Source organism: Bacillus massilinigeriensis (assembly GCF_900111815.1).
GTDB lineage: Bacteria > Bacillota > Bacilli > Bacillales > Cytobacillaceae > Mesobacillus_C > Mesobacillus_C mediterraneensis.
Genome location: NZ_LT630004.1, coordinates 494068 through 515421, shown reverse-complemented (window position 1 = coordinate 515421; position 21354 = coordinate 494068). Strand labels below are relative to the sequence as shown.

Annotated in this window: 16 protein-coding genes, 10 tRNA genes, 1 rRNA gene and 1 other annotated feature; of the genes, 2 read left to right on the top strand and 25 right to left on the bottom strand. The window is 45.1% G+C overall.

Features of this window, described 5'->3' with window-relative positions:
* Positions 1-194 precede the first annotated feature (194 nt).
* Positions 195-1688, top strand: a complete 1494-nt coding sequence (locus tag BQ5796_RS02705) for a nitrate/nitrite transporter (protein WP_071458852.1) — start codon at positions 195-197, stop codon at positions 1686-1688.
* A 55-nt stretch (positions 1689-1743) separates the two neighbouring features.
* Here the strand turns inward: BQ5796_RS02705 and BQ5796_RS02700 are convergent, their stop codons facing one another.
* The 13 genes from BQ5796_RS02700 to sigW form a co-directional block, all read right to left on the bottom strand.
* Positions 1744-2229: a hemerythrin domain-containing protein gene (locus tag BQ5796_RS02700; RefSeq protein ID WP_071458851.1), complete on the bottom strand. Its 486-nt coding sequence runs from the start codon at positions 2227-2229 to the stop codon at positions 1744-1746.
* Positions 2230-2282: 53 nt separating this feature from the next.
* Positions 2283-2996, bottom strand: a complete 714-nt coding sequence (gene narI, locus BQ5796_RS02695) for a respiratory nitrate reductase subunit gamma (protein WP_071458850.1) — start codon at positions 2994-2996, stop codon at positions 2283-2285.
* On the bottom strand, positions 2993-3550 hold the full coding sequence (gene narJ / locus BQ5796_RS02690) for a nitrate reductase molybdenum cofactor assembly chaperone (protein ID WP_071458849.1): 558 nt from the start codon (positions 3548-3550) through the stop codon (positions 2993-2995). Before narJ ends, narI begins: the two co-directional genes overlap by 4 nt.
* Positions 3525-5072, bottom strand: a complete 1548-nt coding sequence (gene narH, locus BQ5796_RS02685) for a nitrate reductase subunit beta (RefSeq protein ID WP_071458848.1) — start codon at positions 5070-5072, stop codon at positions 3525-3527. Before narH ends, narJ begins: the two co-directional genes overlap by 26 nt.
* Complete coding sequence (locus BQ5796_RS02680) at positions 5062-8745, bottom strand: nitrate reductase subunit alpha (RefSeq protein WP_074033880.1); 3684 nt, start codon at positions 8743-8745, stop codon at positions 5062-5064. Before BQ5796_RS02680 ends, narH begins: the two co-directional genes overlap by 11 nt.
* Before the next feature lie 299 nt (positions 8746-9044).
* Positions 9045-9437, bottom strand: coding sequence for a DUF2178 domain-containing protein (locus tag BQ5796_RS02675; RefSeq protein ID WP_071458847.1), 393 nt, complete (start codon positions 9435-9437; stop codon positions 9045-9047).
* A complete protein-coding gene (locus BQ5796_RS02670; RefSeq protein WP_071461116.1) occupies positions 9430-9645 on the bottom strand; it encodes a helix-turn-helix transcriptional regulator in 216 nt (71 codons plus the stop codon). The genes BQ5796_RS02675 and BQ5796_RS02670 overlap by 8 nt, the downstream gene beginning before the upstream one ends.
* A gap of 512 nt (positions 9646-10157) precedes the next feature.
* Complete coding sequence (gene glmS, locus BQ5796_RS02660; protein ID WP_071458845.1) at positions 10158-11960, bottom strand: glutamine--fructose-6-phosphate transaminase (isomerizing); 1803 nt, start codon at positions 11958-11960, stop codon at positions 10158-10160.
* Positions 11961-12446: 486 nt separating this feature from the next.
* Positions 12447-13796, bottom strand: a complete 1350-nt coding sequence (glmM, locus tag BQ5796_RS02655; RefSeq protein ID WP_071458844.1) for a phosphoglucosamine mutase — start codon at positions 13794-13796, stop codon at positions 12447-12449.
* Between the two features lie 36 nt (positions 13797-13832).
* Positions 13833-15116, bottom strand: a complete 1284-nt coding sequence (locus BQ5796_RS02650) for a CdaR family protein (RefSeq protein ID WP_071458843.1) — start codon at positions 15114-15116, stop codon at positions 13833-13835.
* Positions 15109-15942 carry a diadenylate cyclase CdaA gene (gene cdaA, locus BQ5796_RS02645; RefSeq protein ID WP_071458842.1) on the bottom strand — a complete coding sequence of 278 codons (834 nt, stop codon included), beginning with the start codon at positions 15940-15942 and terminating at the stop codon, positions 15109-15111. The genes BQ5796_RS02650 and cdaA overlap by 8 nt, the downstream gene beginning before the upstream one ends.
* 147 nt (positions 15943-16089) lie before the next feature.
* Positions 16090-16728, bottom strand: a complete 639-nt coding sequence (locus BQ5796_RS02640; RefSeq protein ID WP_071461115.1) for an anti-sigma factor family protein — start codon at positions 16726-16728, stop codon at positions 16090-16092.
* A gap of 13 nt (positions 16729-16741) precedes the next feature.
* On the bottom strand, positions 16742-17305 hold the full coding sequence (sigW, locus tag BQ5796_RS02635; RefSeq protein WP_071458841.1) for an RNA polymerase sigma factor SigW: 564 nt from the start codon (positions 17303-17305) through the stop codon (positions 16742-16744).
* Between the two features lie 153 nt (positions 17306-17458).
* Here sigW and BQ5796_RS17270 point away from each other — a divergent pair, with 153 nt between their 5' ends.
* Positions 17459-17629 (top strand): aspartyl-phosphate phosphatase Spo0E family protein, encoded by a 171-nt coding sequence (locus BQ5796_RS17270; protein ID WP_099421381.1) that lies wholly within the window; start codon positions 17459-17461, stop codon positions 17627-17629.
* 59 nt (positions 17630-17688) lie between these two features.
* Here the strand turns inward: BQ5796_RS17270 and rocF are convergent, their stop codons facing one another.
* The 12 genes from rocF to rrf form a co-directional block, all read right to left on the bottom strand.
* A complete protein-coding gene (gene rocF, locus BQ5796_RS02630; protein ID WP_071458840.1) occupies positions 17689-18585 on the bottom strand; it encodes an arginase in 897 nt (298 codons plus the stop codon).
* Positions 18586-19298: 713 nt separating this feature from the next.
* A tRNA-Ala gene (locus BQ5796_RS02625) sits at positions 19299-19374 on the bottom strand.
* A 7-nt stretch (positions 19375-19381) separates the two neighbouring features.
* Positions 19382-19453, bottom strand: a tRNA-Gly gene (locus tag BQ5796_RS02620).
* A gap of 8 nt (positions 19454-19461) precedes the next feature.
* Positions 19462-19534 (bottom strand) — tRNA-Lys (locus BQ5796_RS02615).
* A 7-nt stretch (positions 19535-19541) separates the two neighbouring features.
* A tRNA-Gln gene (locus BQ5796_RS02610) sits at positions 19542-19616 on the bottom strand.
* 42 nt (positions 19617-19658) lie between these two features.
* Positions 19659-19743 (bottom strand) — tRNA-Tyr (locus BQ5796_RS02605).
* Positions 19744-19749: 6 nt separating this feature from the next.
* A tRNA-Thr gene (locus BQ5796_RS02600) sits at positions 19750-19822 on the bottom strand.
* Between the two features lie 31 nt (positions 19823-19853).
* Positions 19854-19929: transfer RNA gene (locus BQ5796_RS02595), tRNA-Val, on the bottom strand.
* 5 nt (positions 19930-19934) lie between these two features.
* Positions 19935-20009 (bottom strand) — tRNA-Glu (locus BQ5796_RS02590).
* Positions 20010-20025: 16 nt separating this feature from the next.
* A tRNA-Thr gene (locus BQ5796_RS02585) sits at positions 20026-20098 on the bottom strand.
* A gap of 28 nt (positions 20099-20126) precedes the next feature.
* A tRNA-Asn gene (locus BQ5796_RS02580) sits at positions 20127-20201 on the bottom strand.
* A gap of 14 nt (positions 20202-20215) precedes the next feature.
* Positions 20216-20331, bottom strand: a 5S ribosomal RNA gene (gene rrf, locus BQ5796_RS02575).
* A 168-nt stretch (positions 20332-20499) separates the two neighbouring features.
* Positions 20500-21354: a sequence feature (23S ribosomal RNA rRNA prediction is too short), on the bottom strand.

Genomic DNA, 21354 nt, shown 5'->3' with positions numbered 1-21354 from the left:
CTAATTAATAATTTTTGTTTATACTACGGGTGTGAATTTTTTTAAAAAGGATTCCATTTAATTTCGAAATTCATATCTTTTTAACTATAAACCAACCAACAAATTATGTAAAAAATCCGGTTTAGTTTTATCTATGTGGGTACTTTAATAAAGGAGGGCCTATCGAGTTGCAGAATCTAGAAAGGAGAACAAGTATGCAAAAAAGAAGCTTTCAACTCGTTCTTCAGACCACTAGTCTTGTGATTGGTTTCATGGTGTGGGTGGTTCTTTCCTCCTTAATGCCTTACATATCGGCTGATATTGATTTGACTTCCAGTGAAATGGCTTTCGTTACCGCTATTCCGGTAATCCTCGGCTCCATTTTAAGGATCCCCATCGGGTATTGGACAAATAAGTATGGTGCTCGCCTGATTTTCACCATTAGTTTTATCAGCCTCTTGCTCCCCGTCTTTATCATAAGTTCTGCCGACTCCATCACAATTTTGATCACAGGTGGACTCTTGCTTGGTATTGGCGGTGCTGTTTTTTCTGTCGGTGTAACATCGTTACCTAAATATTATCCAAAGGAAAAACATGGTTTTGTAAATGGAATTTACGGTGCCGGAAATATCGGTACTGCCTTTACTGCATTTTTAGCTCCAGTGATTGCAAATGAATTTGGCTGGCGGGCAACAGTTAACATGTACCTAATCCTATTGATCATCATTGCAGCCTTAAACTTTTTGCTCGGGGACAGGCAAGAGAAAAAGGTTAAGGTTTCGCTGGGCGAACAGATAAAAGGTGTGTATCGAAACCCAAAACTTTGGCTGCTTAGCTTATTTTATTTTATTACGTTCGGTTCGTTTGTCGCGTTCACCATTTACTTGCCAAATTTCCTGGTGAATCATTTTGATCTGAACAAAGTGGATGCTGGCCTTAGAACAGCAGGCTTCATTACCATTGCCACATTCCTGCGGCCAGTTGGCGGATGGCTTGGCGACAAATTCAATTCCTTCATCATTCTGATGTTTGTTTTCACGGGGCTGACGTTTAGCGGTTTCCTCCTTTCCTTTACTCCTTCCTTACCGATTTACACAGTCGGCGTTATCGGAGTGGCGATTTCGGCGGGAATTGGGAATGGGACAATCTTTAAGCTCGTTCCAATGTATTTCTCAAAGCAGGCAGGGATTGTGAATGGAATCGTTGCTGCGATGGGCGGACTGGGAGGCTTTTTTCCTCCATTGATCCTCACCATCCTGTTCAATTGGACCGGGCATTACGCAATTGGATTCATGGCTCTCTCTGAGTTTGCGCTGGCCAGCCTGATTCTTGTCGTGTGGCTATATTATCAAGACCAGCTCAAACTCGCCTCCAATGTTCTTGAAAGTACTGAATCAGGGATGATGGTGACGGACATGAACGGAATCATCAGGAAAGTCAATCCTGCTTTTACAAAGGTAACCGGCTATAAGGCAGAGGAAGCAATCGGAAAAACACCTTCCATCCTGCACTCAGGCAAGCATAACAAAGATTTTTATAGATCGATGTGGGAAAAGATCAATAATAACGGATATTGGCAAGGTGAAATTTGGAATAGAAAGAAAAACGGAGAAATCTATCCTGAATGGCTGACAATCAGCACCATTAGAGATGAAGCTGGCCAGCCAAAAATGTTAGTAGCGATGTTCAGTGATCTATCGACCTATTAAAAGAAGCAGAGAGTCCATTTAGCGGATTCTCTGCTTCTCTTTTCCGATATTCATTCTATTTGCATTTTTCTTGTCCTGAGGCTGGTTTTTCAGCTTGTTCGCGGATTTGTTCAAGATGAGAATGATCCTGCTTGAAAAGGACTCTTTCCTCCTCATGATTATGAATATCCACCAGATGCAGAATGGTTTTGAAGCGATCTATGACTTCTTCTGTTACACCTTCTATCGGCAGCCTAACTTTGACATCAGCCACAATCATTCTAATTAGATCGTGGTCTCTAATGAGTTTGATTACATCCTCTCTCATTTCAGGCTGATTTTCTATGACTTCCTTATAAAAGCCTTCTTCCTCAGAATCCGCATGAGCAATAGTCCTCGTTTCCCAGTGTTCCACAAGGGCGTCTGCTGCAACGGCGCAATCCTCCGCACGTTCCTCTCTGAATAGTTTTACGAGCAATTCCGTCAAATCTCGTCCTTCTGTATAATAACCATCATGAATTGATTGATGTGAAAAGTGATTCTTCAACGCAAGACCTGACATATTCGACTCCTCCTTTACTAAATAGCAAAGAATGCTGACGTTCAGCCTTTCTATTATGGTTTAATTCTCTTGGAGACATTTTGGACCGGGCCCATCCTTCGATAAACCAGGTATCTCCTCTTAAGATATTCCAATGGCAAGCTCCAGACATGGACAAGCCTTGTGAATGGCCAAACCGCAAATAAAGCAAAAGCCAAAAGGATATGAGCCTGAAAACCGATTGGCGCACCAATCATATAAGCTGGTTCCGGATTGAAGGTCATGATTCCCCTGAACCAGGGACCAATCGTTGTCCGATAATCAAAGTCTCCTCCTGATGCCGTGTATCCAACTGTATTGGTAAATCCGACAATGACTACAATGCCTAGCAGGACTAGTGATAACCAATCCTTGAAAGTACTGTTCACTCTGATTCGTTTGACTGACGCCCTTCTCATGAAAAGCAATGCTCCTCCGACTACGCAAATGACTCCTGCTGCTCCGCCAAACCATACGGCTCCGAAATGGTACATGTGGTCTGTTATCCCGATCTTGTCATAAATGATCTTCGGAACAAGCACACCGGCAACATGGCCAAAGAACACGAAGATGATTCCCCAATGGAAAAGGATGCTTCCCCATTTTAGCTTCTTCTTCTCGAGAAATTGGCTCGATTTAGCCGACCAGCCAAACTGATCAGTATGATAGCGGTATATATGTCCTAACACAAAGACCGTCAGACAAATATAAGGAAAAATCACCCATAGAAAGAGATCAAGGCTGCTCATATGATTCTCCTTTCATCTGTTCTACTGGTCTGCTCATTCGTTCTAAGCTGCTTGATACACAATACACATGCACCCAGCAAATAATGGTATGGACTGTTCATCGATTCCAGCTCTAGCCATAGCCGCTCAATCGCCCGGTAGTGCAGTTTGAGAATCTTTGCTGATTTTTCTGTCTCCGTGATGGAAGCGAACTCGAGAATCAGCGGAAGGTAATCAGGCAACTCATCACTCTCCAGATTCGCTCCTGCCTCAAGGAACTCATTCCTAAGCTTCACTAGTGCAGGACCTCTCTCCCGGTTATCCTTGAATACAGAATAAGTTAAGTAGAGCGTACTCCTTTCATTGAAATCAAACGTCAACACATAGTTCTGGCACAATTTTTCCATGCTGCTCCTGTCTACGTAGTCCAGGAAATGTCCGATCATTCCACGTAAACGAACGTCATCAATCAAACTTGTTTCGTCATAAAGCTCTGAGATGTATTCTTTCCACTCTTTTTCCGGGTAGTGCAGCGAAATGGAAGACAACTTATAAACCACTTGGCTTTGGTTCATCCAAATCCCTCCAGTATTCTTCACCATAATAATAGAGGGGATCACGTTCAGATCCGACGCTGCATGATTCACAATCCTGAGCAAGGTCTTCAAAGCCTGCGTTTCCTTGCATAAAATGCATATCCCCTGTTCTTTCCTTGTGGGAAGGTGGAATGACATAGCGTTCTGAATACTTGGCGATGGCCGAAAGCTCATACATATCCCTTGCTACTTGCTCGGTCATTCCTGCTGCTTCAAGAACATCCAAGTTCGGTTCTTTACCCAAATTCACCTGGCGCATGTATATACGCATTGCCACCAGCTTCTGAAGTACCGACTTAATCACTTCAGTATCACCAGCCGTAAAGAGATTTGCCAGATATTCAATTGGAATACGGAACTGGTTAATCGTCGGAAAAATGATATTCGGATCAAGATCATCGATTTGACCGCCAAAAACGCTCACGAACGGGCTCAATGGCGGAACATACCAGACCATAGGAAGCGTCCGGTATTCAGGGTGAAGCGGAAGCGCAATCCTTTGTTCAACAGCCAGCTTATAGACAGGTGACCTCTGGGCTGCTTCAATCCAGTCATCAGGGATTCCTTCTTTTTTCGCTTCCTTGATCACTTCGGGGTCATGCGGGTCAAGGAACATACCCAATTGAGCCTCATACAGGTCCTTGTCGTCCTGAACGGATGCAACCTCTTTGATTTTATCCGCATCATAGAGGACGATCCCGATATATCTCAGCCTGCCCACACAAGTTTCAGAACAGACGGTTGGCAGTCCTGCTTCAATTCGCGGGTAACAGAAAGTGCATTTTTCAGCCTTTTGTGTTTTCCAGTTAAAATAAACTTTTTTGTAAGGACAGCCAGTCATGCAAAATCTCCAGCTGCGGCAGGCATCCTGATCGACAAGAACAATTCCGTCTTCTTCCCTCTTGTACATCGCACCAGACGGGCAGGAAGAAACACAGGAAGGATTCATGCAATGCTCGCAAATTCTTGGCAGGTACATCATGAATGCCTGTTCAAATTCAAATTTAATCTGCTCATCAAGACCTGCCATGTTTGGGTCCTTCTTCCCCGTTACATGCACCCCTGCAAGATCATCCTCCCAGTTTGGACCCCATTTGATGTCCATGTACTCGCCTGTTACTTGTGACTTTGGCCTTGCCACGGGTTGATGCTTCTTCTCAGGGCTTTGTATCAAATTCTCATAGTCATACGTCCAAGGCTCATAATAATCATCCATATCTGCCAGGTCAGGATTATAGAATATATTCAGCAATTTATTGACTCGGCCCCCGGCTTTTAGTTCCAGCTTCCCGTTCTTGAGGGCCCATCCTCCCTTTCGCAGTTCCTGGTTCTCCCATCCTTTCGGGTAGCCAATTCCTGGTTTCGTCTCAACATTGTTCCACCATTGATATTCCACTCCAGGCCGGTTCGTCCAGGTATTCTTGCAAGTAACACTGCAAGTATGGCAGCCAATGCACTTATCGAGATTCATGACCATTCCGAACTGTGCCTTAATCTTCAAGCCATTCCACCTCATCCCTGTTCATTTTCCGGATCACTACTTTCTCATCCCTCTGGTTTCCGGTTGGTCCATAGTAGTTGAATCCATAGCTCAATTGCGCATACCCGCCAATCATCTGGGTCGGCTTGATATGGATACGTGTCGGACTGTTGAACGTACCGCCGCGCTGTTTCGTGATCGGAGAACCCGGCACGTTGATGTAGCGCTCCTGCACGTGATACATGAAGACAATTCCTTTTGGCATTCTATGGCTGACTACTGCTCTCGCAACAACCACACCGTTCCGGTTATACATTTCAATCCAATCATTATCCTCTATGCCAACAGAAGCAGCATCCTCATTATTCAGCCATACATGAGGACCTCCGCGGAATAAAGTCAACATCGGCAGGGTATCTCCATACGTACTATGATAGGACCATTTATAATGAGGCGTCAGGTAGCTAAGGGTTATCTCATTCCCTTTTGCAGCGGGCTCATGATCACCTCGGTAAAAAGCCAGCTTATGAAGCGGAGCCTTGAAGTTAGGAAGCTCCTCACCGAATTCAATCATCAGGTCATGATCCATATAGAAATGCTGCCGCCCTGTCAAAGTTCGCCATGGCACTAGCCGTTCCACATTCGTGGTAAAAGGGTTATAGCGGCGGTTCCCAGTTTCTGACCCGCTGAAGACTGGCGATGAAATAACCTTCCGCGGCTGCGCTGTAATTTCTGCAAATGACATGTGCTCCTCAGCCCGTTCTTCAGCAAGATCCTTCAACTCAAGGCCCGTTTTCTTTTCCAATGCATCCCATGCTTTCATTGCCAGGGAACCATTAGTGGTACTGGATAACGTAAGAATCGTCTCCGCGGCATTTCTGTCTGTATACAGGCTTGGCAAATCCTTATAGTCCTTTGTTTGTGATGCAGTACCATTTATAGCTTTCAGCTTTTCGTATTCCTTGGCAGCTTCCCACCCAATCCCTTTTGATCCGATTGATTCCTTCACATTCGAACCGAGTGCGATGAACTTGTCGTATACCTTTGTCAAATCACGCTCGACCAAGTGGAGACGAGGCAAATTCACTCCCGGTTGTGGTTTTATATCTCCATTTTTCCAGTCTGGGATCTTTCCATAAGATTGAGAAATCTCATCTCTAGAATCATGCAAGAGAGGGGTAGCAACCAGGTCAGTCACAGGTTCAGTAAAATATCTTTCTGCCATTTCAGAGAATGTCTTGGCGAGATTCTTGAATGCATCCCAATCGGACTTTGCCTCCCATGGCGGCGTGATGGCGGGATTGAACGGATGGATGAAAGGGTGCATATCTGTGCTCGATACATCGTACTTTTCATACCACGTCGCTGATGGAAGAATGATATCAGAGTATAACCCGGTTCCACACATCCTGAAATCATAATCTATCATTAAATCAAGCTTACCTTCCGGAACATCCTGCACCCAGCTGATCTCTTTTGTTAGTTCCTCTTCATTTTGTTCACTTAAATTGCCATGATGTGTGCCAAGCAGGTGTTTAAGAAAATATTCATGCCCTTTAGCTGAGCTGCCAATCAGATTTGCGCGCCATACAAACAGAACCTTTGGGAAGTTCTTTGGATCTTCTGGATTTTCTATGGCAAATTTCAGCTTCCCCTCTTTCAGCTGCTGAACGACATCCTTAATAATTGCATCTTTATCACTTTTGCCAGTCTTCTCGGCAATTTTGATTGAATTGTCATTAAACTGAGGGTAAGAAGGCAGCCATCCTAGTCTCGCTGACAGCACATTATAATCACCTGGATGTTGGTAAGTAGGCTTATCAACCAATGGTGAAATGAGTTCATCCGATGTTTGATTATCGTACCTCCATTGCTCGGAAGCAAAATAGAAGAATGATGTTCCATTTTGCAGCCTTGGAGGTCCTCCCCAGTCTCTTGCCATGGCGACTGTCTGCCAGCCTTCGAGAGGGCGGACTTTTTCCTGCCCGACATAGTGAGCCCAGCCACCGCCGTTTACTCCCTGGCAGCCTGTCAACAATACAAGATTCAGGATGGCCCGGTAAATCATGTCAGAATGATACCAGTGGTTGATACCTGATCCCATGATAATCATCGATCTTCCTTTCGAATCGATGGCATTTTGTGCGAACTCTCTCGCTATTTGAGCACAGTCCTGCCTGCTGACTCCTGAAATGGATTCCTGCCAGGCCGGAGTGTAAGGCTGTAAATCGTCATAGTCTTCCGGATAATCTCCTGCCAACCCACGATTCACACCGCAATTCGCAAGAAGCATATCGAAGACGGTCGTCACATACATTTCTTCACCGTCTTTTGTTATTTTCTTAACCGGCACGCCTCTTTTAAGGATTTCCTTCTTATCTGGACCGAAAAATGGGAAGCCTGCCATCACCACTTCATCTTCCATCCCTTTGAGAGTCAGAACAGGTTCAATCCCATCCAGCTGATTATCCGTATCTTTCATATGGAGATTCCAGCTTTGGTTATTTTCCCAGCGATGACCAATGCTTCCATTAGGGACAGCAAAATCATTTGATGACTGATCAAGGACAACGGTCTTCCATTCACTGTTTTCAGTCTGTCGGCCTATATCGGAAGCCCGCAGGAACTTATCCCCTTGGTAAAAATCTCCATTCTTTTTCAGAAGCAGCAGGTACGGTAAATCCGTGTATTTTTTTACATAATCATTAAAATAATCAACTTGCTGATCAACATAAAATTCCTTTAGAATGACATGAGTCATCGCCATTGCAATAGCTCCGTCCATACCAGCCTGAACAGGCAGCCATTTATCAGCAAACTTGACGAATTCGGCATAATCCGGACTTACTGCGACCACCTTTGCCCCTCTGTACCTTGCCTCTACATAAAAATGGGAGTCCGGTGTCCTAGTCTGCGGGAGATTTGAACCCCATACGATCAAATAGGAGGAGTTGTACCAATCAGAGCTTTCAGGGACATCTGTCTGCTCTCCCCAGATTTGCGGTGATGCCGGCGGCAAATCTGCATACCAATCATAGAAGCTTAATAAAGGGGCACCTATTAAATTCAAGAACCTGGCACCTCCCGCATAGCTAACCATTGACATGGCCGGAATTGGGGAGAATCCAAAAATCCGATCTGGACCATACTCTTGAATCGTATGAATCAATGAAGCAGAGATCAATGTGTTCAGTTCATCCCAACTGGAGCGGACAAATCCGCCTTTACCGCGGGCAGCCTTGTACCTTTCTGCTTTTTCAGGATTGCTGACAATGCTTTTCCAAGCATTAACTGGATCCTTATGTTCCTTGAATGCTTCTCTCCATAATTCGATTAGTGCACTTCTAACATACGGATACCGGATCCTGACTGGGCTGTATGTATACCATGAAAAAGTGGCACCCCTTGGACAGCCTCGCGGTTCATACTCTGGCATATCAGGCCCTGTCGTCGGGTAATCTGTCTGCTGCGTTTCCCAAGTGATGATTCCATCCTTTACATGGACCTTCCAGCTGCAGGAACCCGTACAGTTTACACCATGAGTCGTCCTGACTACCTTATCGTGCTGCCAGCGCCGTCGATATACTTTTTCAGCATCTCGGTCGTCAGGTGCGATTGTCGCATGATCTGTCATGTTTTCCGATTTTCCGAAATAACTGAGCTTTTTTAAGAATGGAGGCAATTTTTTAGCCAACTATCTCATCCCTTCCTTCATTAACTATTACTCTCATCTTTCACGAAATTCGTTGAAAATAACCCTCATAAGGAAATTTTGGAAAGGGCCTACTTTGCCCAATACCCCAGTTCACTGTAACTAAACCTATAAATGAGAGTTATAATGAATGAGACTATACGTGCTCCAAGTATGAGAAACTAATAAAAAAAAACTGCTGAAGACTTCAGCAGCAAATTTGTTCATATTCTTCACGAAGATTTAGACAGCAGTGGACTAAAATTCCAGCACAGGTAGCGGTGGACATAAGATGGATAAAATTATTTAAACTTCTTTGAATATATGAATTCTGTAATTGGAAGTGTAACAAAAGTAAGACCAACCACAATGAGTAAAGGATAATTATCGATATCATTTAAATTAGCTACTCCTTCAGATATAAATAGAATTAAGCTAGCTAAAATCATTAACACAAAATATCCTATCTTAGCACTTTGAGTTTCAATATGTTTGTCTAATTCGTCTTTCTTGCCACCTCCTTCGTGGTTACCCCAATTGAGCCAATTAAAACAATATGATAGGGCAATAAAACTAAAGAATACTGTTCCTCCATCAATAGTTCCAAACCGTAAATATTTGTATAATGCAAATCCCAATAATATACCAAATATAATAAAGGCTAAAACAACAATATTTTTTCTAGATTTATCCATTCCCTTTTCCTCCATTTTCTGATTGTATAAATAAATCCTCCATTACAACATTTAAATTTCTTGCAATATCAAATGCTAATTGTAAACTTGGATCATATTTGTTATTCTCGATAGCATTAATCGTTTGCCTGCTTACATTACACAATTCTGCTAATTTTCCTTGTGAAAGACTGTTTTTCTCTCTATACTCCTTGATTCGATTGTCCAATTCATATGCCTCCACATTTACAAGCTGTAAAAGAAATTTTACACCTATATAATAAAACAAGGCCAAGGGGGTGTCAAACATATTTGACACCCCCTTGGCCTCCATTTTTGCTGAAATCTTTTGATTCAGAGTTTGAATCTATTAGAAAGAAATTCTACTTGAATCTTTCTGGAGATATAAGAGATGCAATTGACAAAATGAAAGATCGGATCTATTGGCATGGGTTCTCTTCTAGTTGTACTGCTCCTAAACCGAATTAAAAAAATCCAAAAATATGGATGGTTCTTCGGAACTGGCAGCCTTCTCATTGGGATATTGACTGGAGACTTTGGGTACCTGCAAGAATACAACTTCATAATACTAAAAAGGATGATTTTTTTGTATTTTTTTAGAGAGAAAAATGCAAAAAAGGGGCGCCAAAAGTTCAACTTTCACTGACTTTTTGGACAGCCCCGAAAAACGGTGCAACTTTATTTCAAATCCACATTTTTTAAACTACAAACTCCCTAACCCTACTCCACTGTAACAGACTTTGCCAAGTTCCTTGGCTTGTCGACGTCGCAGTCGCGGTGAAGCGCTGCGTAGTAGGAGATGAGCTGCAGTGGGATTACAGAGATAAGAGGTGTTAATAGGTGATGCACTTCTGGAAGGACGAAGCGGTCTCCGTCTGTTTCCAGGCCTTTCATCGAAATGATGCAAGGATACGCTCCGCGCGCTGCTACTTCTTTCACATTTCCGCGGATGCTTAGGTTGACGTAGTCTTGAGTCGCAAGGGCGATAACTGGTGTTCCCTCTTCGATCAGTGCGATAGTGCCGTGCTTGAGTTCTCCGCCGGCGAAGCCTTCTGCCTGGATGTAGGAGATTTCTTTCAGCTTCAAAGCACCTTCTAGGCCAACATAGAAGTCGATTCCACGGCCGATGAAGAAGCAGTTCCTTGTAACAGTCAAGTACTCGCGAGCGATGTCTTCGAAAGCTTCCTTGGAGTCAGTCAAGGATTCCATTGCACTTGCAACGATTCCCAGCTCCTTCACAAGGTCGAATTCTACATCGAATCCGCGGCTCTTTGCTGTTACTTCTGCAAGGATAGCCAGTACAGCCAACTGCGCCGTGTATGCCTTTGTTGAAGCAACGGCAATCTCAGGGCCTGCGTGCAATAGAAGCGTGAAATCTGCTTCACGGGAAAGTGTAGAACCAGGAACGTTTGTAATCGTGAGCGCTGGGTGACCCATTTCCTTCACTTGGACTAGTACTTGGCGGCTGTCTGCAGTCTCTCCGCTCTGGGAAATGAAAATGAATAGCGGCTTCTCGGAAAGGAGAGGCATATTGTAGCCAAACTCACTTGAGATATGAACTTCAACTGGAAGCTTCGCCATTCTTTCAATGAACTGCTTGCCGACAAGGCCAGCGTGATAGGAAGTACCTGCTGCGATGATATAGATGCGATCCGCTTGTTTCATTGCTGCTACAATATCAGAATCGATTTCAAGCGCGCCTTCTCCACCCTGGTAGTTCTGGATGATCTTTCTCATTACAAGCGGCTGCTCGTCGATTTCTTTCAGCATGTAGTGCGGGTAAGTGCCTTTTTCGATATCGCTCGCATCAAGCTCTGCAATATAAGAGCCTCTATCCACTATTTCGCCGTCAAGGTTTTTGATGGTCACTTTCTCTTTTGTTACGATGACCATTTCCTTATCCATCAGCTCAACATATTCATTCGTTACTTGAAGCATTGCCATCGCATCACTTGCAACAACGTTGAATTCCTTGCCTAAGCCGACAAGTAGCGGACTCTTGTTTTTCGCTACATAAATGGTGTCAGGGTCCTTGTCATCAATAAGGGCGAGCGCATATGATCCGTGCAAAAGGGACAGGGTTCTGCGGAAAGCTTCTTCCACAGTGTTTCCTTCGTTCACGAACAGCTCTACAAGCTGTACGATAACCTCTGTGTCTGTTTCACTTTTGAAAGGAACATTTTGCAAATACTCGCGCTTTAGAATGTCATAGTTCTCGATAACGCCATTGTGTACAAGCGTTAAGCGGCCTGATTGGCTTTGATGCGGATGGGAGTTCTCCCTGCTTGGCACACCGTGAGTTGCCCAGCGTGTATGTCCGATACCAGTTGCTGCGAAAACATCAGCATCAACAGCTTTTCGTAATTCCGCAATACGGCCCTTTTCTTTGAATACATGCACGCCCTCGCCATTTGCTACTGCGATACCAGCAGAGTCGTAGCCTCTGTACTCCAGCTTTTCAAGGCCCTTCAACAATATTTCTTTTGAATCATTATTTCCAATATATCCAACAATACCACACATATTTTCTTTTCCTCCTAATCGGATCAGGGGGCAAGAAACCTTTTGGGGGACTTGCCCCCTTATCTCTGTTGCTTTTTTATTTATGGCCGCCCAATTTGGGGCTGCCTTTGGCATTCCCTTCCCTTTGTCCACAAGGTTGCCCTAGTGTTTTAAAGAAAGGATTCGCGGCTGTGCCTTACAGCCGGGAGGCATCCGCCGAAATTTCGATAAACCTCCACCTCGTCAACTGGTCTCGTTCCGTTCAGAGCCAGTCCTGGCGCTTTCGTTTTTACTTCCTTTCCTAGCCCTCCCTCCATACAATATATTCCGTTTTTGATGGTACAAAAACAGGATAATCATACCTGAATCTTTATCTTCCGTCAACTGAAAAAAGAAATTGGAAAAGCGTTTCTTACCTTTCCCCTGTGAAAAATGGTTAAACCTCCCGCACCATATAAAATATGCACGGGATTACCGAAGGGTTCTCCCGTGCATATATCCATTTCACTATTCTTTAAGGCCCATTTCCGATTCCACTACAGAGACAATTCTGTTAACGTAGGAGCGGCATAGCTCTTCGGAAGGCGCTTCTGCCATCACCCTGACAAGCGGCTCTGTACCGGAAGGGCGAACAAGGATGCGGCCATTCCCGCCCATTTCGCCTTCAACCGCCTCGATAACTTCCTTCACTTTTTCATTATCGGTTACATGGTATTTGTCCTTCACGCGGACGTTCACAAGCACCTGCGGGAATTTCTTCATTTCTGCTGCAAGCTCGGAAAGACGCTTGTTTGTCACCTTCATGATGTTCACAAGCTGAAGTCCTGTTAGGAGGCCGTCGCCGGTTGTGTTGTAATCAAGGAAAATGATATGCCCTGACTGCTCACCGCCAAGATTGAATCCGCTTTTCTTCATTTCCTCCACGACATAGCGGTCACCTACAGCTGTCTGCGCTGTGTTGATTTCGTTCGCTTCCAATGCTTTATAGAAACCAAGATTACTCATGACAGTGGAAACAACTGTATTGTGCTTGAGTCGCTTCATTTCCTTCATATACTTTCCGCAGATAAACATAATCTGATCGCCGTCCACAATGTCCCCATTCTCGTCAATCGCGATAAGGCGGTCTCCGTCACCATCAAATGCTAGCCCAATGTCTGCTCCCTTTTCCTTCAGGAAGGCAGAAAGGGATTCCGGATGAGTCGAGCCAACTCCATCATTGATGTTGAGGCCATTCGGTGAGGCGCCCATCGTTGAAATATCCGCATCTAAGTCAGCGAATAAGTGCATCGCCAAGGAAGATGTAGCGCCGTGTGCGCAGTCAAGGGCAATATGTATACCCGAGAAGTCTTCATCAACCGATTGCTTCAAGAATTGAAGATATTTCTGTCCGCCTTCAAAATAATCATTTACTAGCCCGAGATCGGCTCCCACAGGGCGCGGTAACTCATCCTTATCTAAATCCATTAGTTGCTCAATTTCTGCCTCTTGGTCATCGGAAAGCTTGAAGCCGTCAGGGCCAAAAAACTTAATGCCGTTATCCGCTACGGGATTATGCGAAGCGGAAATCATAACTCCTGCTTCTGCATCCATTGCTTTCGTTAAATATGCTACTCCAGGAGTGGAAATCACACCAAGTCTCATCACTTCTGCACCTATCGAAAGCAGGCCGGCAACCAATGCTCCTTCAAGCATATGGCCGGAGATTCTGGTGTCGCGTCCAATCAAGACTTTCGGACGGTCTTTGTCCTTTGTCAGGACATACCCGCCAAACCTACCAAGCTTAAACGCAAGCTCTGGAGTCAATTCACTGTTTGCGACTCCGCGTACTCCATCAGTACCGAAATATTTACCCATTCTTTCAATCTCTCCTTGTGTGGAAATTGCTGTGATTTACACTTCTTTTTTCGAAACCTTTATGTTTGCTGTCGTATCCGATACCTTCCAATTGATATTGTTAGGACCTGATACTTTAATAGCGACACTATGCTCGCCTTCCCGAAGGCCCGAAACATTAATTCGAAGCCCGAAATCTCCCGGCCCCACAGAGGCGACAGCATCACCTGGCCCCCATACTGACAGGTTCAGGCGACCGCTTTCAGGATTTATAAAAGAAACATTATAATCATCGGCTTTTCCTTCCACCCCTATCGGGACATTGGAAAAGGTTTTTTCTTGGTCGTTCGCTGCCTGACTCACTCCCTGGTTATCTTCCTCTTCTTCAGGAGCGTCGCCTGCTTTGGTGACATTGATTTTCAACACCGCAGTTTCAGGCGTTACAGAGACCACACCGTTGGAAATGATGACTGGAAGTGTAAGTTCTGTATCGTCGGTGATTTTGCTTATATCGACTTCCACCCGAACCTTTTCAACACTTTTCAAGACATCGGGAGGAGCAATAATCGTTGCTTCTTTTTTATCTAATTCCATTGACTGAATAGAAATGCCAGGTGCGGGATCTCCGCTTTGCTGGATTTCTATTGGAACTTTTTTGCTTGAACTTTTTACTGGAATTGTCACCTTGACAACCCTCGGCTCGACGGTAACGTCCAGCTTATTCATATTTCGGTCAAATGCTTGAATAACCGCATTTTTTTCTATCGTTTCCTTAATCGGTTCATTTAGATTCACCGTTGCTTTCACGTAGCTGACTTTTTCAATGATATCTTTCGCACCGGTAATCTTTACTTTTCCTGGTGTTACGGCAGGCGCATCGGCAGAGTAACCTTCATCAACCATGTCGCGGTTGAATTCGGCATCCACTTTGAACTCTTTGGAAATTTTTTCCTGTATGGAAACGTCAGCATATTTAGGTTTGATGGTCACCTTCAGGCGGTCTGATATATTGCGCGCCATAATGGTCACCCGATGCTCACCCATTTCAAGCTTGGTAAGGTCTGTGTAGATTTCAAAGTCCCTCAGCCCTTTTGTCTGCTGAACAATATTCTTCGGTCCTTTTATCGTCACATCGACCGTTTCAGGAACACCGCTTACAACAAGGTTTTCCGTATCGTAATAGCTTTTCACTTGGACATCCTGCAGCGTTTCCGATACTGTGCTTGAAGGCACATTGACAACTAACGGTTTATTATCATTAGGAACGGAGGCAAACAGCAGCATGGCAAGAACGAGAGCGACACCTTTCATGAACCATGGGTTATCAATCCACTTATCCATTTTCCTTACCCCTTCCCCTCCAACTCCAAAGGCCAAAACCAGCCTGCTTGGTTTTTGACGGGGTTACCAGATCGCTCTGCAAGAGCTCTCGCAGCTTATCTTTATTTAAATCCCGGTACAATTCCCCGTTCTTCGTTAGGGAAACGCTCCCTGTCTCTTCCGAAACAACGATTGTGATACTGTCTGTCACTTCACTGACACCTAGTGCAGCCCTGTGTCTTGTTCCCAGTTCCTTAGAGATAAAAGGACTTTCGGATAAAGGCAGATAACAGGCTGCCGCAGCAACGGTACTCTTCTGGATGATGACCGCACCGTCGTGAAGCGGCGTATTCGGAATAAAGATGTTGATCAGAAGCTCGGCAGAAATTCTTGAGTTCAACTGGATTCCTGTCTCGATGTAGTCGCTCATGCCGGTCTCTTTCTCAACGGACATCAGCGCACCAATCCGGCGCTTTGCCATATAATCTGTTGCTTTAAGGATCGACTCAAGCATCCTTTCTTCTTCCTCTTCTTCCTGAAGGCCAGTCCTTGAGAACAAATGACCGCGTCCCAATTGTTCGAGTGCCCTTCTCAACTCAGGCTGGAAGATGATGATAATCGCGAGGAATCCCCATGTCAACGCCTGCTCCATCATCCAACTGAGCGTCTTCAGCCCAAAGTAATCACTGATAAATTTGACAAACAGGATCATGAAGATCCCTTTCAGGAGCTGAACAGCCTTTGTACCCCTGATGACAGTGATCAGCTTATATATGACGAACCAGACTAGGAGAATGTCAACAATATTGGCAAGATATTTTAAAATATCAAAATCAGCGATCGACATTGCCCTTCCTCCAAAACTTTTTTCTTATAAGTATGTCCTAGATGAAAATCTTCCAAGCCAGACTTTTCTTATTATAACATATCACTTGTTTAAAATATGAATGATAACCGAATTATAGCACTGAAATAAGAAACAGCCACTCCTTCATTACTGGAGTGACTGGTCTTTTTCCTCTCCCTCAAACAGGCTGGCAGCATTACTGGCTGCCTCTTTGATATGGTACCAGATCCATTCGAATACTTCGTTTACTTCCTCGATTTCTCCTGTTACCTGGCCGGCAGACGCAAGGTATTTCTCGCCATTAATGACTGTGACATCACCCTGAACTTGACCTTCGATATTAAGCTTGCCGTTACGAACAACCACATCCCCTTTCACAACCTCTCCCTCTGGGACTGTTACCGTACCATTTTCCACTACAAGGTTCGGCTGCTTCGAAACGGAAAACTCCTGGTCTTCGTTCCATGTGGAGAAAATGCTGCCCGTCATCAACATTAGGAATAACGAAGCGGCGGAAAGCAGCGGGTGCCTCTTAAACCATCTGCCCATTTTGAGCCTTTTCTTCTCCTGCGGAAGCTTTGCCATGACACCTGCTGTAAACCCGTCAGGTGCCTTGATGTGAGAGGTGCTCTGCACAAAAGCGATGGCTTTTTCCAGCTCCCTGAAATGCTGTTCGCAATCAGGACAGGCTTGAAGATGCTGTTTGAGTTCCTGCTTATTGCTTTCCGTTATTTCTTCATCCAAATAATCATGCATGTAATCAACGATGCGATCTGGACAACTCACTCCATTCACCTCACTATACATTTTTCAATTGCTGTCTGAGGGCTTCCCTTCCCCGGTGTATCCTTGTTTTCACCGTCCCTAGCGGAAGATCGAGAATTTCACTTATTTCGTTCAAGGATAGCTCTTCAATATACTTTAATACGATAGCTGATCGGTATTTTTCGGGTAACATTGCAATTTGTTTTTGCACTTCGTCGCGTAGTTCTAGGCTTTCAAGCTCTACCTCGGGACGTGCTGTATCGGCTGAAACCTGCGAATACATGTTGAGCCCTTCCGTCCCGGGAACTTCTGCATCAAGATAATAATCAGGCTTCTTCTTCCTGATCCGGTCGATGCAAAGATTCGTCGCAATCCTGTATATCCATGAGGAGAACTTCAAATTCTGGTTGAAGCTCTTGATATTGATATACGCGCGGATGAAAGCTTCCTGCGCGATATCTTCCGCCTCATATCGGTCGCCAAGCATGCGGTAGCAGAGCTGAAAGACTTTGTCTCTATACAGTTCAACTATTTCCTCATAGGCGTTCTGGTCGCCTTTGATCATTTGCTTGATTCTTCTCTTTACGATGGTCTCCATTCTTCCCCTCCGCTCTGCTGCGGCTATTTTAAATACGTCTGGTAACTTAAAAAGTTTCATTCCACTCATTATTTTAACAAAAAACTTATCTTTTCGTTTAAAAAGCTAGCTATTGGGTAAAATTATTGTAGTAAATTGAAAGTAGAGGATGGGATGTCCATGTGCCTGGAAAGGCTGCTTGAGGATATTGAACACTGCCGCAATGAAATGGTAAGACTTGCATCGAACACTTCCCTCTCCAATCAAAGGGTCATCGCGGTTAGTACAAAGCTTGACCAACTCTTAAATAAATACCAATTACTTAATGGTGGAAAAGCATGTTAACATGCTTTTATATAAAGGGCAGCAGCTAGTAAAAAACTGCTGCCTTTTTTTGCATTTAATTATAGAAGTTTATCACCGAATAATGATGCCATCAGGGCAACTGCAGCGATTGCTGTTTTATTTTTCTCATCCAGGATTGGGTTCACTTCAACAAACTCTGCGGACGTAATGATGCCTGATTCTGCAAGCATCTCCATCGCCAAATGGCTTTCCCTGTAGCTGATGCCGCCAGCTACAGGCGTACCCACTCCAGGTGCATCTGCCGGATCAAGGCCATCAAGGTCAAGGGACAGGTGAACGCCGTCCGTACGTTCCTTCAGATATCCAATTGTCTCTTCCATTACTCTTGCCATTCCTAATCTGTCAATTTCATGCATCGTATACACCTTGATGCCAAGTTCCTTAATCAATGCTTTCTCCCCTTCATCAAGGTCTCTTGCACCAATTAGCACAATATTCTCCGGCAATACCTTAGGAGCATCCCCTCCAAGGCCCGTGAGCATTGGATGACCCTTGCCTAGACTGACCGCAAGCGGCATACCGTGAATATTTCCTGTAGGCGATGTTTCTGCTGTATTCAAGTCGCCATGAGCATCATACCAAATAACTCCTAGCTTATGATAGTTCTTAGCCAGCCCTGCGAGCGTCCCGATTGCAATGCTATGATCTCCTCCAAGTACAAGCGGAAAAGAACCTTCGTTCACAATGTGTTCTACCTCGGAAGCGAGCAGGGCATTTTTTTCTGCAATTAGTTCCAAATTACGCAGTTTAGATTCCGGGTCAATTTTCACTGCCGGCCTTCCTACTGCAATATCCCCTTTGTCTTCTATTTCGTCAAACAGCACCTGCAAACGTTCCACAACTCCCGCGTACCGAATTGCACTAGGACCCATGTCAACACCACGGCGCATCTGCCCCAAATCCATAGGCATACCAATAACAGAAATCTTTCTCATTATTTACCAACCTCCCCTATATCATGTATTGTAACTTCTTTCATGACAATGACTCAACTCGACAAAGTCATGCATATCTATACATGAGGCTAGCAAGGTTGCTCGTATAAGCCGTTATAAGTTTGTCTGCGTTCTTATTTTATATCGACCATTGAAGGATCTTTATCCAGTCCGAGGATGTTTAAAAATTGTTATTCTCTGGTCTCAACTCATTACCTTTGGTTGATTCCTAGGCCATGTTGGTTGATTTCTCATTAAAGTTGGTTGATTTCCCGCTCATCATGGTTGATTTAACTCGTGAGGTGGTTGATTTTGACTCAAAGTTGGTTGATTTCCGCCGAAGCCTGGTTGATTGCTCAGGGGGTTGGATGAATGGCCGCAGATTAGGTTCATTTGCTAAACCGGGTTTCATTAAAATTGTCATTTAGGGTTTGGCTTTTTACCTCTGGTTGATTCCTAGGCCATGTTGGTTGATTTCTCATTATAGTTGGTTGATTTCCCGCTCATCATGGTTGATTTATCTCGTGAGGTGGTTGATTTTGACTCAAAGTTGGTTGATTTTAAAGATTGTTAATGAGCTTGCTGCCTACCAATGGCTATTCTACTCACCTATCATCATTTCTGAGTCCATCTGCATATCAAAAAACGCCCAATAAACAAAGAAAAGCCTTAAATCGGCTAGATTTAAGGCTGAATAAGTATATGTAGTGTGATGGTGGAGCCTAGCGGGATCGAACCGCTGACCTCCTGCGTGCAAAGCAGGCGCTCTCCCAGCTGAGCTAAGGCCCCGTAACAGAGCGGAAGACGGGATTCGAACCCGCGACCCCAACCTTGGCAAGGTTGTATTCTACCACTGAACTACTTCCGCAAAGAAAATGAGCCATGAAGGACTCGAACCTTCGACCCTCTGATTAAAAGTCAGATGCTCTACCGACTGAGCTAATGGCTCACAAAAATGGCTGGGCTAGCTGGATTCGAACCAACGCATGACGGAGTCAAAGTCCGTTGCCTTACCGCTTGGCTATAGCCCATTGATAAAATACAAAAAAGGACAAATATGTCCGTTTTTTTAGTGGTGGAGGGGGACGGATTCGAACCGCCGAACCCGGAGGGAGCGGATTTACAGTCCGCCGCGTTTAGCCACTTCGCTACCCCTCCACAAAGTGCCGGCGAAAGGACTTGAACCCTCAACCTACTGATTACAAGTCAGTTGCTCTACCAATTGAGCTACACCGGCATGGTGTGAATAATATTGGTTTGTCCAAAAATGGTGGAGGATGACGGGATCGAACCGCCGACCCTCTGCTTGTAAGGCAGATGCTCTCCCAGCTGAGCTAATCCTCCGTTAATGGTGACCCCTACGGGATTCGAACCCGTGTTACCGCCGTGAAAGGGCGGTGTCTTAACCGCTTGACCAAGGGGCCAATAATTAATTTACAGAGCTTCCAAGCGGGCTCGAACCGCTGACCTCTTCCTTACCATGGAAGTGCTCTACCTACTGAGCTATGGAAGCATGTCAAACCTGCGAGGTGTAAATTAAATGGCTCCGCAGGTAGGATTCGAACCTACGACCGTTCGGTTAACAGCCGAATGCTCTACCACTGAGCTACTGCGGAATAATATGTGATTAGCCTGGCAGCGTCCTACTCTCACAGGGGGAAACCCCCAACTACCATCGGCGCTGAGAAGCTTAACTTCCGTGTTCGGTATGGGAACGGGTGTGACCTTCTCGCTATCGCCGCCAGACATTTTTAAAGACATTTATTATTATAATGTCTTTTATGAATTTTTCAAGAGAAATTTTTCATTCCCTCAAAACTGGATAATGTATGTTTCAGAAGGTAAAGAAGAATGAGTATGCCTAATTGTCCAGCTTCAGCTCTTCGCCTCCGCTTTTCTTTTTTGGTTAAGTCCTCGATCGATTAGTATCAGTCAGCTCCACACGTCACCGCGCTTCCACCTCTGACCTATCAACCTGATCATCTTTCAGGGATCTTACTAGCTTACGCTATGGGAAATCTCATCTTGAGGGGGGCTTCATGCTTAGATGCTTTCAGCACTTATCCCGTCCGCACATAGCTACCCAGCGATGCTCTTGGCAGAACAACTGGTACACCAGCGGTGCGTCCATCCCGGTCCTCTCGTACTAAGGACAGCTCCTCTCAAATTTCCTGCGCCCACGACGGATAGGGACCGAACTGTCTCACGACGTTCTGAACCCAGCTCGCGTACCGCTTTAATGGGCGAACAGCCCAACCCTTGGGACCGACTACAGCCCCAGGATGCGATGAGCCGACATCGAGGTGCCAAACCTCCCCGTCGATGTGGACTCTTGGGGGAGATAAGCCTGTTATCCCCGGGGTAGCTTTTATCCGTTGAGCGATGGCCCTTCCATGCGGAACCACCGGATCACTAAGCCCGACTTTCGTCCCTGCTCGACTTGTAGGTCTCGCAGTCAAGCTCCCTTGTGCCTTTACACTCTGCGAATGATTTCCAACCATTCTGAGGGAACCTTTGGGCGCCTCCGTTACATTTTAGGAGGCGACCGCCCCAGTCAAACTGCCCGCCTGACACTGTCTCCCGCCCCGATAAGGGGCGCGGGTTAGAATTTCAATACAGCCAGGGTAGTATCCCACCGACGCCTCCACCGAAGCTGGCGCTCCGGTTTCCAAGGCTCCTACCTATCCTGTACAAGCTGTACCAAAATTCAATATCAGGCTGCAGTAAAGCTCCACGGGGTCTTTCCGTCCTGTCGCGGGTAACCTGCAT